Below are 12,293 nucleotides of genomic sequence, written 5' to 3'. Positions count from 1 at the left end.
CCCGTCCACTGTGGACGGGGGCTCGCGGAGGAGGCCGGGTTCAGACCCGGGCGGGTGCGGTCAACGCCTTCACCATCTCGTCGACCTTGGCGATCAGCTTGCGGCTGTCGGCGGGTGCGAGCGTGAACCACTCGCGCCCCTCGCGGTCCGACCGCCGCTGCATCATGAAGCAGCCTTCCTCGGTGACGAAGAACTGGAGGTTGTACGGCAGCGTGTGCATGCGCCGCACCTTCTGGTCGTACGCCCGCACGGTCAGCACGCCGTCCATCACCCGCTTGGCGCTGAACGCCTTCGCGAGCACCTGCGCGTCCGACCCGCGGATGCCGCAGCCGGCGAGAGCGGACAGCACGCTGCTCTCGCCCGCGGCCATCCGCTTGCTCACCGCGTCGAGCTGGTCGGCCTGCACGGACACCGAAGCGCCGTGCGCGGCCGGGAGCCGCCCGAGCAGGTTGACCGCGTTGCCCACCGGCCCGCCGTACTCGTGGCGGCAGAGGCGGATCTCCCGCAGCTCCTCGGCGGACTCGCCGTCCGGCTGGTACGCCTGGATGGTGCTGCGGCCCTGCTCGACGAGCACGGCGTTGAAGCTCTCGCCGTCCCGCTTCAGCACGGCGACGCCGACCGCCAACGGCGGGCGGGCGATCAGCTGCACGGCGTCCTCCAGGAACGGGTGCAGATCGTCGAGCTCCAACAGGCCCTGCCGGGTCAGCTGTTCCCGCGCGAGGTCAGTGGCCCGGCGGTGGTCCTCCTCCGTCGCGTCGACCGGCAACCACCCGACCCGCAGCAGCGGGTGCAGCTGCAGGTCGAAGCGCTTGCACAGGTAGCTCGCCGCCTCGGGCGGCAGGCTGATCTCACGACGGGACACGCTCAGCGCCCCCCGTTGGACCAGTCACCGAAGACCGGCGGAGCGACGCGCTGCATGTCGTTGGTGAACACGTCCTCCTCCTCGGTGAGCCAACTGGGACGGCTGTGCTCCTGGTCGTCCTCGCCCTTCTGGCCACCGCGGCCGGCACCGGCACCGCCCATCGGCCCGCTGCCGCGCCCGCCGGACGCCGACGACCCGCTGCCCGAACCTGCCGAGCCCTGGCCGACACCACCGGCCCCGGCACGACCCCCGGCACCGATCTGCCCGCCGCCGCGCGCTCCGGCACCACCGCGCCCGAACCCGCCGGCGCCGCGAGCACCGCCGGCGCCGCCCGCACCCCCGGCACGACCGGAACCGCCCGGCCCGCCGTTCGGCGACGGCGCCCAGCGCCCGTTGTAGGGGTTCTGCCGCTCCCACTCCCCGGTCTGCGGGTTCTGCCGGTACATCGTCCCGTCCGGACCCTGCACGACGCCGGGAGGCGCCGAGGGCGTCGAAGCCCAAGCCGACTGCGTCCCCGCGGGCACACCCGAAGAACCACCGGAAGGCAGGTGCACGGCCCCGGCCCCACCCCCGCCACCGGCTCCGGACGCCCACGCGGACGAGGTCCCGGCCGGCGAGCCGGACACGGACGGAGTGCTCATGTGGCTCCCGGCCATGTGGCTGGAAGCATCCGGCATCCCCGACCCCGGCGGCGGCTGCTGCGGCGGCGCGGGCTGGTCAACCGGCTTGAACTCCGGCACCTGCCCGATGACGGAGTTCGTCTGCGCCTGGTACCGCTGCATCACGGCTTCGGCGTGGTCGTTCGTCGCCTGGAAAGCCTGCTGCTTGTCCTCGTAGTCGCTCATCCAACTGGTCGGCCCGAACTTGTCCAGCCCCCAGTCCTCGACCCACCCCTTCTGCGGCGGATCCAGCTGCACGTCCTTCCCGTCCGGAAGCTTCTCGCCTTGCCGGGGAAGAGCTTCGAATGCCTGGTTCTGGTTGTTGATCTGGTCCGTCAGGGCTTTCCCCACGCCCTTGGCGGTCTCCGACGCAGCACGCGCGTGCGGCGTGATCTCATCGATTGATGCCCTTGCCGCTTCCGCGGCACGCCCGCTGTGCGCCCCTTCGGCAGCGTTGATCGCATCCTTGATGTCGTCGACCATTCGGCTGAAGGAGTTCGAAACACCGTTCCACTTGTCGACACCGGTGTCCGTCGGCTTCTTCAGATGGGTGGCTTCGGGCGAACCGGCCATTTGGTTCCGGTAGTCCTTGGCTCTGCCCACGTAACACATCATCGTCATACGACAGCCCCCAAGCTACTCATTTGGCCGCAGGCAAAGCAGGAACTGCTGCTTCAAGCGCCTTTTGTGCCAACTCGCAGGGATTCTTCCCTTGGTTGTTGTAAAGGTCCACCTGAGACGACAACACCTGGCCGTCCTTCGTCGCGAGGAAGATGTCGCAGGAACCCACCTGCACCGGATCCCCCTGGTTGGCTTCCACCGCAGGGTGGCCAGCCACGCTCAAATCCTTGAAGTCGGCGTACTTAGACCTGTTGTCGTGGTACTCCTGGAGCGACCGGTTGTCGATCGGAGTGAGCGCCACTTCCCCGCCGTCGTCCTTGGTCTTCCAATTGCACGGGGAGGGCGCTTTCGGATCCACTGGATCAGGACGTTCTTCGCCTGGTACCGCTAGCCCGAGCGACGAAGCAGCTTCAGGAGAAAGCAGACCACATCGAGGCACCGCGGAGGCGTCTTTGGGGTCGGGGATTTTCGGCGCGGCACTGGGTTGCGGTTGTGGCGGCTGGGCTTCTCCAGCGCCGCCACCGTTGGTGCCACAGGCAGCCAAGCCACCCACCAACGCGAGCGCCGCACCGAAAGTTGCACTGTACTTGAACATGATTTTCTTCATAGCCACGGTCTGAATCATGCCTGACGGTCGACGTTGCGGTGGCCCACAGTGGCGTGATCGTCAGCCGCCCCGTACTCCCTGAGAGTCGCCTCGTAAGCGTCGATCTTCTCGGTGAGCTTGTCGGCCAAAGCCTTGGCAACCATCGTCAACGACCCGTTCTCCCCGGTCGCGCGCTCTTGGATTTTGCGTCGCGCCTCGGCGGTGTAGGGGTCGTCCGCCGTCAACTCGCCCGGTTGGACACGGCTCGCACCCCTACGCAGGTCCATAGCTTGCTGCCTGATGCCCTTCAGCTTGTTGACCGCACCACGAAGCGCGTCCGGATCGACACCGAACCCTGTCATGTCTACGCTCCCCCTCTGGGCGTACCACGAGCTATTTACCGGCCCATCCTCTACGATCACCAGGAGTGATCACAGCAAGTCAGACCTACTCGCACTATGAGCGTGGTCACTCTACAGGGCACGACCGCCATCCCGTCATTCACTCGCGTGCCGCATTGTCATCACGGCAGCGCAACGAACCGCTAAAGGTTCCACTCCGGAGGCCGCGGAGGTCTTGACGAGCTGGTCGGGCGCAGGGTTTCGGCCGAGCTCGACCGGTTCGACCGGCCGTGGTTCCCATCCCGACCGGGCGAAGCAGTTCGAGGGCCGGGGAGGTCACCTCCGGCCGCGAGCAGACCCGACGTTGAAGCCGAACGCGAACGCCACTGGCGGTCCGCGGTGGTGCCCGGCCGATTTCGGCTTTCCGGTCCGGCACAGGCACCCGATCGCTAGCATGCCCGCGGCACGCATGATTCGGGGGCGAGAAACGTGGGACGACCGTGGGGTCTGAGCGGACCGCAATTCCTCCTGCTCTACGCGGTTTTGTTGGTGTGCGCCTGTTTTGCCTTCGCCGCCGTCCGCGCGTGGGCGCGGCGTCCTCCCGCACCCGTCGACGGCCGTGATCTCGGCCTCCACGAACTCGCGTACCTGCGCGGCGGTGCGAACCGGGTCGTCGACGCGGTGGTCGCGGGGCTGGTGGAATCCGGGGCGCTGCGAGTGGACCGGTCCCGCCTGCTGCACGCGACCGCCGCCGCGCGGCCGCGCGATGCGTTCGAGCACGAGGTGCTGGCCAACAGCGGTGTCGGGACGACGATGGCGATCCTGCGCGACCACTTCCGGGCCCGGGGGCTCACCGACCCGATCGAGGACGAGCTGGTGGCGCGGGGACTGCTCGTGACCGCGAAGCGGAGATCGGTGGTGGTGGCGTCGGCGTGGCTGGTGCCGCTGCTCGGCGTCGTCGGTGTCGTGCGGGCGATCAACGGTGCCACGCACCGGTACCCGGTGGGTTTCCTCGTGATGGAGCTGATCGTCACCGCGATGGTGTGGGTCGTGCTGCGCGGGCTGGCCCGGGGACTGCGGCGCACGACGGCCGGCCAGCGCGCCGCGGGGCCGTCCACCGGGCAGTCCGCCGCGCACCGGGTGGCGCTCCGCGGACTTCGGGCGTACCCGGATCGGCAGATCGCTGCGCTGCTCGGCCCGTCCCTCGTCGGCTCCGGCGCCGGCGGCGGTGGGCCCGCTGGCGACGGTGGTGGCGGCTGCGGAGGCGGCGGCTGCGGGGGTGGTGGCCCGTGATGCGTCCCACGAGCGTCGGCATCGGCTGGCGCAGCGAGATCGACCTGACCGTGGAGCGGCTCGGCGCCGACTTCGTCGAGGTGGTCGCCGAAGCCGTCCGCCCGGACCGGCTGCCCGAGTCGCTCCGCCTGCTGCGCGAGCGCGGTACCCCGGTGCTGCCGCACGCGGTGACGCTGTCGCTGGGCGGCGCCGAGCCGTTCGACCCAGCTCCGGTGCGGCACCTCGCCCGGGTGGCGGAGGCGTTGGCGGCGCCGCTGGTGTCGGACCACGTGGCGTTCGTGCGCGCCGGTGGGCTGGAAGCCGGGCACCTCATGCCGGTGCCGCGCACCCGGGAGGCGCTCGACGTGCTGGTCGCCAACGTCCGGGCCGCCCAGGCGGAACTCCCGGTGCCGCTGGCGCTGGAGAACATCGCGGCGCTCGTCGACTGGCCCGACGCGGAGCTGACCGAGGAGCGCTTCCTCGCCGAACTCGTGGAACGCACCGGCTGCCGCCTGATCGTCGATGTCGCGAACCTGTACGCGAACGCGCACAACATCGGTACCGATCCGACCGCGTTCCTCGCCGGGGTGCCGCTCGACCACGTGGCGTACGTGCACATCGCGGGCGGGGTGTGGCGCGACGGCGTCTACCACGACACCCACGCGCACCCGGTCCTGCCCGAGGTCCTGGACCTGCTCGGGGAGCTGTGCGAGCGCGTCCGCCCGCCGGGCGTCCTGCTGGAGCGCGACGACCGCTACCCGTCGGACGACGAACTCGCCGCGGAGCTGGCGGCGATCCGCCGGGTGGTGCGGCGGTGAGCCGGGACGACCTCGCGGCGCGGCAGGCCGCGCTGCTCGACGCCCTGCTCGCGGGCGGGCAGGCACCGCCCGGATTCGACGCCGACCGGTTGGACCTGCAGGCGCGCATGCTGGTCGCCAAGCGGCGCGGCGTGCTCGCGAAGCGGTGCCCGGAACTGGTGGACCGGCTGGGCGAGGAGTTCGCCGCCCTGGCCGAGGAGTACTGCCGGGACAACCCGCGCCGCACGGCCGCCGACCGCGGCGACGCGGAGGCGTTCCACGACTGGCTCGCCGGGCGCGGGTTGGTGCCCGCGCGCCGACGTCAGTCCTTCTTCCGCCGGAAGAGGCGCAGGATCGGGTCGTAGCGGCGGTCGGCGACGCGCTCCTTGAGCGGGATCAGCGCGTTGTCGGTGATGCTGATGTTCTCCGGGCAGACGTCCGTGCAGCACTTGGTGATGTTGCACAAGCCCAGGCCGTGGTCGCCGCGCGACTCCTCGGGCCGGTTCTCGGCGGTGTCGAGCGGGTGCATCTCCAGTTCCGCGACGCGCATCAGGAAACGCGGACCGGAGAACGCCTGCTTGTTCTCGTCGTGGTCGCGGATCACGTGGCAGGTGTTCTGGCACAGGAAGCACTCGATGCACTTGCGGAACTCCTGCGAGCGCTGCACGTCGACCTGCCGCATCCGGTAGTCGCCCGGTTCCAGGTCCTCCGGCGGCCGGAACGCGGGGACCTCCCGTGCCTTGACGTAGTTGTAGGAGACGTCGCAGACGAGGTCCTTGATCACCGGGAAGGTCCGCATCGGCGTGACCGTGATCGTCTCGTCCCGGTCGAAAGTGGACATCCGCGTCATGCACATCAGCCGCGGACGGCCGTTGATCTCCGCCGAGCACGAACCGCACTTGCCGGCCTTGCAGTTCCACCGCACCGCCATGTCCGGGCACTGCGTGGCCTGCAGCCGGTGGATGATGTCGAGCACGACCTCGCCCTCGTTGACCTCGACGGTGTAGTCGCGGAGCTCGCCGCCGTCGGCCGCGCCGCGCCACACCCGGAAGTGCGCCTGGTATCCCATGAGAGTCCTCCCTCGCGGCGGTCAGCTCGCCGGAACCTCGGTCAGCTCCTCTTCGGTGTAGTACTTGCGCAGCTCCTCCAGCTTGAACAGCGACAGCAGGTCCTCGCGCATCGGGGGCTGTTCCTCCTCGACCACCTCGACGCGGTCGCCGATCACGGAGCAGGCCAGCAGGCGGCGCCGCCACTGCGACTCCATGGACGGGTGGTCGTCGCGGGTGTGCCCGCCGCGGCTTTCGGTTCGCAGCAGCGCGGCGCGGGCGACGCATTCGCTGACCAGCAGCATGTTCCGCAGGTCCAGCGCCAGGTGCCAGCCCGGGTTGAACTGCCGGTTGCCCTCCACGGCCAGGCGGGCGGAGCGGGCCTTGAGCTCGTGGAGCCGTTCCAGCGCCTGCCGCATCTCCTCGCCGCGGCGGATGATGCCGACGAGGTCGTTCATCACCTGCTGCAGTTCGGCGTGCAGGCCGTACGGGTTCTCGCCCGCCGAACCCGTGTCGGCGTCGAACGGTTCCTGCGCGCCGCGCGCGGCGTGGTCCACATCGGACTCGCCGATCTCCGGGCGGGCGGCGAGCCCGCCGACGTAGTCGGCCGCGCCGATCCCGGCGCGGCGGCCGAACACCAGCAGGTCCGACAGCGAGTTCCCGCCGAGCCGGTTGGAGCCGTGCATCCCGCCCGCGACCTCCCCGGCGGCGAACAGGCCGGGCACCCGCGACGCCGCGGTGTCCGGCTCGACCTCCACCCCGCCCATCACGTAGTGGCAGGTGGGTCCGACCTCCATGGACTCGGCGGTGATGTCCACATCGGCCAGTTCCTTGAACTGGTGGTGCATCGACGGGAGGCGCCGGGTGATCTCCTCGGTGGACAGCCGGGTCGCCACGTCCAGGAAGACGCCGCCGTGCTCGGAGCCGCGGCCCTCCTTGACCTCGTTGTTGATGGCGCGGGCGACCTCGTCGCGCGGCAGCAGCTCGGGCGGGCGCCGGTTGTTGTCCGGGTCGGTGTACCAGCGGTCGGCCTCGGCCTCGTTGTCGGCGTAGTTGTCCTTGAACACCTCGGGGATGTAGTCGAACATGAACCGGTCGCCGGCGGAATTGCGCAGCACCCCGCCGTCACCGCGCACCGACTCGGTGACCAGGATGCCCTTCACGCTCGGCGGCCAGACCATGCCCGTCGGGTGGAACTGGACGAACTCCATGTTGATCAGCGACGCCCCGGCGCGCAGCGCCAGCGCGTGCCCGTCGCCGGTGTACTCCCAGGAGTTCGAGGTGACCTTGAAGGACTTGCCGATCCCGCCGGTGGCCAGGATGACCGCCGGGGCCCGGAACAGCACGAACCGGCCCGTCTCGCGCCAGTAGGCGAACGCGCCGGCGATCCGGTCGCCGTCGCGCAGCAGCTCGGTGACCGTGCACTCCTGGAACACCTTGATCCGCGCCTCGTAGTCGCCGGAGGCGGCGTGGTCCTCCTGCTGGAGCGAAACCACCTTCTGCTGGAGGGTGCGGATCAGCTCCAGGCCGGTCCGGTCGCCGACGTGCGCCAGGCGGGGGTACTCGTGGCCGCCGAAGTTGCGCTGGCTGATCCGGCCGTCGGCGGTGCGGTCGAACAGCGCGCCGTAGGTCTCCAGTTCCCAGACCCGGTCCGGGGCCTCCTTCGCGTGCAGCTCCGCCATGCGCCAGTTGTTCAGGAACTTCCCGCCGCGCATGGTGTCGCGGAAGTGCACCTGCCAGTTGTCGCGGGAGTTGACGTTGCCCATCGAGGCCGCGATGCCGCCCTCGGCCATCACGGTGTGCGCCTTGCCGAACAGCGACTTGCACACCACCGCGGTGCGCAGCCCCCGGGAGCGCGTCTCGATCGCGGCGCGCAGCCCGGCACCACCGGCGCCGATCACCACCACGTCGTAGTCGTGCCGCTCGATCTCCACCATCGCGTCCTTTTAGTTGATCAGTCTCGGGTCCGGGAAGGCGCCGCTGGCCACCAACATCACGTAGAGGTCGACCACCGCCACCGACACCAGCGACGACCACGCCAGCAGCATGTGGCGGGCGTTGAGCCAGGTGGCCTTGGTCCACAGCCAGTAGCGCACGGGGTGCTTCGAGAAGTGGTTGATGCGCCCGCCGACCAGGTGCCGGCACGAGTGGCAGGACAGCGTGTACGACCACAGCAGCACCACGTTGACGACCATGAGCACGGTGCCGAGGCCGACGCCGACCCCGCCGCGGGCCCCGTGGAAGGCGATCACCGTGTCGTAGGTCAGCACCGCGGCCACGATCAGCGCCGCGTAGAAGAAGTAGCGGTGCACGTTCTGCATGATCAGCGGGAACCGGGTCTCGCCGGTGTAGCGGCGGTGCGGTTCGGTGACCGCGCACGCCGGGGGCGACGCCCAGAACGACCGGTAGTACGCCTTCCGGTAGTAGTAGCAGGTCAGCCGGAAGCCGAGCACGAACGGCAGCACGTAGATCGGCGGCGGGATCCAGGGCGCCAGGTCGGGCAGCCAGCGGCCCCAGTGGCTGGACCCGGGCACGCAGGAGTCGCTCAGGCACGGCGAGTAGAAGGGCGCCAGGTAGTGGTACTCGGGCACCCAGTACCAGCGGTTCATGAAGGCGCGGATCACGCCGTAGATCACGAAGGCCAGCAGCGCCAGGAAGGTGACCAGGGGCGGCAGCCACCACCGGTCGGTGCGCAGCGTTCGCACGGACAGCCGTGCCCGGCCGGTGGCGGTCGTGGGAGCGGACATGCGCAGACCTCGTCGTCGTGGGGTGTCCGACAGTGCTCACCTCGAAAGGATCATTGTGGATCAGTGCGGCGCGCCCGGGCACGGGTCGCGGGCGAGCGCAACCCGATCGGACGTCACTGCGGGGCCTGGCCGCCCACCCCCTCGTCGTCGGCGTCGCGCCACAGCGAGGGGTCGTACGGGGTGTCGGGCACGATGACGACGTCCTCGCCGGCGGTCCTCGCGCCGCGCCGCTGGTCGGGCAGCGCGCCGGACAGCTCGGCGACGTCGATGTCGAGCCGTTCCACGTCGTTGCGGATCCGCCGGACGGCCGGGGCGTCGCCGTAGCGGGCGCGCAGCGCGCCGACGCTGCTGCGCAGCTGGCCCAGCACCCGCTGGAGCTCGGTCAGCTCGGTCGTCATCGGGGACATGCCGAACACCTCTTCCGCTCAAGGTGGCTGCCTTCGGATCTGACTCTGCCCCCAACGGCGTAATGTGACAAGTGCCACACATCCGATCTCCGGCAATTCGCCCGAGCGGGGTGCCGCGGCTGGGTTTGCGCCAAAGGTCTAGCCAAATCCGCCGCCTCCGGAGCGGGCCGGTTCCCGCGCGATGCCGACGGCGGGTGCGCATCGGACGGACTCCGGTCGCCGATCGGCGATGAGTCCTCTGTGGACGGGAGTGGGGCGGGGCCGAGCGGCGGCGCGCCACCTCGTCGCCGACGGCGCAACCGGACGTCGCTGCGCCGGAAGGGCGCCGGCATTGGTCCACTCCGAGCAGCGCCCGGCCGAACCGGCGGAACGAGGCCGGGGCGCAGCGCCCGAGCCGGAGTGCCGTCGCCGACGCGGTGGCCGAAACCCCGGACGTCGTCCGGGATGCGGACCGGCGGCCCGGCGGCCTGGTGAAACCCGGAGAACGGTGCCGCACAGTCCATTGTGGACGTTGGAAGTCCTCGTGGGACTCCATTGTGGCGGCGCCGCCGCCGTGCAACGCTGGCGGGAAACCGGGCTTCGCCGGGCTCGGCGACTGGGAGAACGACCGGAGGTGCCCCGAGCACGAACCACCACGCGCGAGGTGCGAGTCGGCGGACTCGCCTGGTTCCGTCATCCACTGCGAGGCAGCATTGAGCATCCTTGGTACGCGGGTCGAACGCCGCGAGGACCCGCGTCTCCTCACCGTCGGCGGCACTTACGTCGACGACCTGCGCGAACCGGCGCTGCACGGCGCCCTGCACGTCACCTACGTGCGCAGCCCCATGGCGCACGCCCGCATCACCGAGATCGACGCCGACGAGGCCCGCGCCCTGGACGGCGTGGTCGCCGTGTTCACCGGCTCGGACGTCGACCTGCCGCCGCTGCCGCCGGACGGCGGCCTGAGCGGTCCGCCGCCCGACGCCATGTCGCGGCCCCACCTGGCGCGGGACGTCGTTCGCTACGTCGGCGAGCCCGTCGCCGTCGTGCTCACCGAGACCCGCGCCGCGGGCGAGGACGCCGCCGAACTGGTGTCGGTCGACTACGACCCGCTGGACGCCGTGGTGGACGTCGACGACGCGCTGCGCGACGAGGTGCTGCTGTTCCCGGAGGTGGGCACCAACCTGACCGGCTCGGCCGGGACCGTCGACGAGACGCTGTTCGACGACTGCGAGGTCGTCGTCACCCGGCGCGTCGAGAACCAGCGGCTCGCCCCCGCGCCGCTGGAGGTGCGCTCCGCCGCCTGCGCGTGGGACGGCGACAAGGTGACGGTGTGGTTGTCGAACCAGAACGCGCAGTCCTGCCGGGACGCGCTCATGGCAGACCTGGGGCTGCCCGCCGAACAGGTCCGGGTCATCACGCCGGACGTCGGCGGCGGGTTCGGCGCCAAGATCGGCATCGACCAGGAGGCCGCGCTGCTGGCGTGGCTGTCCCGGCGGGTGGGCCGCCCGGTGCGCTGGGTGGAGAGCCGCGGCGAGAACCTCGTCGCGATGACCCACGGCCGCGCCCAGCGGCAGCGGGTCACCATCGGCGGCGACCGCGACGGCCGGATCCGCGCCTACCGGCTGGAGCTGGTGCAGGACGTCGGCGCCTATCCCCGGATGGGCGCCTTCCTGCCGGTGTTCACGAGGCTGATGGTCAGCGGCGTCTACGACATCCCGCGGGTCGAGTCGACCGCGCAGTGCGTGGTCACCAACACCACGCCGGTCGCCGCCTACCGGGGCGCCGGACGGCCGGAGGCCACCGCGGCGATCGAACGCGCCGTGGACCTGTTCGCCGCCGAGATCGGTGCCGACCCCGCCGAGGTGCGGCGCCGCAACCTGATCCGCCCCGAGCAGTTCCCCTACACCACGCCCGGCGGGGCGGTCTACGACACCGGCGAGTACGTGCGGGCGCTGGACGCCGTCCTGGAAGCCGCCGACTACCGGGGGCTGCGCGCCGAGCAGGCCCGGCGCCGCGCGGCGGGTTCGCCGCTGCAACTGGGCATCGGCGTGGCCAGCTACGTGGAGATCACCGCACCGAACAACGCCGAGGGCGAGACCGGGCACGTCGAGGTCCGCCCGGACGGCAGCGTGCTGGTGCTCACCGGCAGCTCGCCGCACGGGCAGGGGCACTGGACCTCGTACGCGATGCTGGTGTCCGACCAGCTCGGCATCGACCTGGACCGCATCGAGGTGGTGCACGGCGACACCGACCGCATCCCGGAAGGCGTCGGCACCATGGGGTCGCGGTCGCTGCAGCTCGGCGGGTCCGCGGTGCACCGGGCCACGGTCGACGTGCTGGAGAAGGGGCGCCGGCTCGCCGCCGAGACCATCGAGATCGACGAGTCCGACCTGGAGATCGTCGACGGTCGCTGGCGGGTGCGCGGCACGCCGAACGTCGGCGTCACGTGGGCGGAGCTGGCGCAGCGCGCCGAAGGCGGGCTGGCCGCCGACGTGCACTTCACCGAAGACCGGCCGACGTTTCCGTTCGGCACCCACCTCGCCGTCGTCGAGGTGGACACCGAGACCGGCGCGGTGCGGCACCTGCGGCACGTCACCGTCGACGACGCCGGGCGGATCGTCAACCCGGTCCTCACCGAGGGGCAGCGGCACGGCGGCATCGCGCAGGGCGCGGCGCAGGCGCTGCTGGAGGTCATGTCCTACGACGCCGACGGCAACCCGCAGAACGCCAGCCTCGCCGACTACTCGTTCATCACGGCCGCCGAGCTGCCCCGCTTCGAACTGCTGACCATGGAGACCGCCACCACGCTGAACCCGTTGGGCGTCAAGGGGATCGGCGAGGCGGGCACCATCGGTGCGACGCCCGCGGTGCACAACGCCGTCATCGACGCGCTGTCCCACCTCGGCGTCCGGCACATCGACATGCCCACCACGCCCGAACGGGTGTGGAGCGCCATCGACCAGGCTTGAGGAG

The 12,293-nt window shown here is 70.9% G+C and carries 12 protein-coding genes; 4 read left to right on the top strand and 8 right to left on the bottom strand.

Features of this window, described 5'->3' with window-relative positions; translation table 11 throughout:
• Nucleotides 1-40: 40 nt before the first annotated feature.
• From NV263_RS04660 to NV263_RS04645, 4 genes are read right to left on the bottom strand one after another with little or no spacing between them, the layout of a single operon-like run.
• On the bottom strand, nt 41-862 hold the full coding sequence (locus NV263_RS04660; RefSeq protein ID WP_263251311.1) for an ESX secretion-associated protein EspG: 822 nt from the start codon (nt 860-862) through the stop codon (nt 41-43).
• Between the two features lie 2 nt (nt 863-864).
• Nucleotides 865-2,124 (bottom strand): hypothetical protein, encoded by a 1,260-nt coding sequence (locus tag NV263_RS04655; protein WP_263251309.1) that lies wholly within the window; start codon nt 2,122-2,124, stop codon nt 865-867.
• 37 nt (nt 2,125-2,161) lie between these two features.
• A complete protein-coding gene (locus NV263_RS04650; protein WP_263251308.1) occupies nt 2,162-2,767 on the bottom strand; it encodes a DUF3558 domain-containing protein in 606 nt (201 codons plus the stop codon).
• Complete coding sequence (locus NV263_RS04645; RefSeq protein WP_263251306.1) at nt 2,764-3,090, bottom strand: hypothetical protein; 327 nt, start codon at nt 3,088-3,090, stop codon at nt 2,764-2,766. The genes NV263_RS04650 and NV263_RS04645 overlap by 4 nt, the downstream gene beginning before the upstream one ends.
• A gap of 468 nt (nt 3,091-3,558) precedes the next feature.
• Here NV263_RS04645 and NV263_RS04640 point away from each other — a divergent pair, with 468 nt between their 5' ends.
• Genes NV263_RS04640 through NV263_RS04630 form a run of 3 tightly spaced genes read left to right on the top strand, consistent with a single transcriptional unit; the run spans nt 3,559 to nt 5,503 of the window.
• A complete protein-coding gene (locus tag NV263_RS04640; RefSeq protein WP_263251305.1) occupies nt 3,559-4,362 on the top strand; it encodes a TIGR04222 domain-containing membrane protein in 804 nt (267 codons plus the stop codon).
• Nucleotides 4,362-5,159 (top strand): DUF692 domain-containing protein, encoded by a 798-nt coding sequence (locus NV263_RS04635; protein ID WP_263251303.1) that lies wholly within the window; start codon nt 4,362-4,364, stop codon nt 5,157-5,159. Before NV263_RS04640 ends, NV263_RS04635 begins: the two co-directional genes overlap by 1 nt.
• Complete coding sequence (locus NV263_RS04630; protein ID WP_263251302.1) at nt 5,156-5,503, top strand: HvfC/BufC family peptide modification chaperone; 348 nt, start codon at nt 5,156-5,158, stop codon at nt 5,501-5,503. Before NV263_RS04635 ends, NV263_RS04630 begins: the two co-directional genes overlap by 4 nt.
• On the opposite strand, the gene NV263_RS04625 is transcribed toward NV263_RS04630, so the two are convergent.
• The 4 genes from NV263_RS04625 to NV263_RS04610 all read right to left on the bottom strand — a co-directional run bounded on the left by NV263_RS04625 (nt 5,461) and on the right by NV263_RS04610 (nt 9,338).
• Entirely contained in the window at nt 5,461-6,207 is a 747-nt protein-coding gene (locus NV263_RS04625; RefSeq protein WP_263251300.1) for a succinate dehydrogenase/fumarate reductase iron-sulfur subunit, read from the bottom strand. The two genes, NV263_RS04630 and NV263_RS04625, sit on opposite strands and share 43 nt — an antisense overlap.
• A 21-nt stretch (nt 6,208-6,228) precedes the next feature.
• Nucleotides 6,229-8,121: a fumarate reductase/succinate dehydrogenase flavoprotein subunit gene (locus NV263_RS04620; protein WP_263251298.1), complete on the bottom strand. Its 1,893-nt coding sequence runs from the start codon at nt 8,119-8,121 to the stop codon at nt 6,229-6,231.
• 9 nt (nt 8,122-8,130) lie between these two features.
• Complete coding sequence (locus NV263_RS04615) at nt 8,131-8,931, bottom strand: hypothetical protein (RefSeq protein ID WP_263251297.1); 801 nt, start codon at nt 8,929-8,931, stop codon at nt 8,131-8,133.
• Between the two features lie 113 nt (nt 8,932-9,044).
• The gene (locus NV263_RS04610; RefSeq protein WP_263251295.1) at nt 9,045-9,338 is read right to left on the bottom strand and encodes a hypothetical protein; all 294 of its coding nucleotides are present in this window, start codon (nt 9,336-9,338) and stop codon (nt 9,045-9,047) included.
• Between the two features lie 692 nt (nt 9,339-10,030).
• Between NV263_RS04610 and NV263_RS04605 the strand changes: the two genes are divergently transcribed.
• Nucleotides 10,031-12,289: a xanthine dehydrogenase family protein molybdopterin-binding subunit gene (locus tag NV263_RS04605; protein ID WP_263251294.1), complete on the top strand. Its 2,259-nt coding sequence runs from the start codon at nt 10,031-10,033 to the stop codon at nt 12,287-12,289.
• Nucleotides 12,290-12,293: the final 4 nt, after the last annotated feature.

This window comes from Saccharopolyspora rosea, assembly GCF_025643595.1.
Classification (GTDB): domain Bacteria; phylum Actinomycetota; class Actinomycetes; order Mycobacteriales; family Pseudonocardiaceae; genus Saccharopolyspora; species Saccharopolyspora rosea.
Note: the sequence above shows the minus strand (reverse complement) of the source record. Positions and strands in the feature narration are given on the sequence as shown.

Coding starts and splice junctions, on each gene's coding strand:
- NV263_RS04635 (WP_263251303.1), top strand. CDS start 4,362: ATGCGTCCCACGAGCGTCGGCATCGGCTGGCGCAGCGAGATCGACCTG.
- NV263_RS04650 (WP_263251308.1), bottom strand. CDS start 2,767: ATGATTCAGACCGTGGCTATGAAGAAAATCATGTTCAAGTACAGTGCA.
- NV263_RS04620 (WP_263251298.1), bottom strand. CDS start 8,121: ATGGTGGAGATCGAGCGGCACGACTACGACGTGGTGGTGATCGGCGCC.
- NV263_RS04615 (WP_263251297.1), bottom strand. CDS start 8,931: ATGTCCGCTCCCACGACCGCCACCGGCCGGGCACGGCTGTCCGTGCGA.
- NV263_RS04610 (WP_263251295.1), bottom strand. CDS start 9,338: ATGTCCCCGATGACGACCGAGCTGACCGAGCTCCAGCGGGTGCTGGGC.
- NV263_RS04645 (WP_263251306.1), bottom strand. CDS start 3,090: ATGACAGGGTTCGGTGTCGATCCGGACGCGCTTCGTGGTGCGGTCAAC.
- NV263_RS04625 (WP_263251300.1), bottom strand. CDS start 6,207: ATGGGATACCAGGCGCACTTCCGGGTGTGGCGCGGCGCGGCCGACGGC.